The following is a 228-nucleotide window of genomic DNA, read 5'->3' as shown; positions in this document are numbered from 1 at the left end:
GTCTAGTGTTATTGCGGAATGAGTAGTGGGGTCTGGTTGCGCCAGTGCGAGGCGCTGGTAGCGCCAATGTGGCGGTTTAACTGCTCGGCAAATGCTTCGCGTGGGATATCGTCTGCCCCCAGTGAGGCGAGGTGTGAGCTGTGCACCTGACAATCAATTAACTCATAGCCCCAGTCATTAAGGTTGTAGGCCAAGGTGGCGAAGGCCACTTTGGAGGCATCGCTGACC

1 pseudogene is annotated in these 228 nt (G+C 56.1%); it reads right to left on the bottom strand.

From position 1 onward, the window contains the following. Positions 1 to 8: 8 nt before the first annotated feature. Positions 9 to 228, bottom strand: a pseudogene (locus Q4563_RS23450) (leucyl/phenylalanyl-tRNA--protein transferase); the annotation flags it as partial.

The organism is Gilvimarinus sp. 1_MG-2023 (assembly GCF_030548285.1).
The sequence above is the reverse complement of the archived record's forward strand: the minus strand, read 5'-3'. Positions and strand labels throughout refer to the sequence as shown.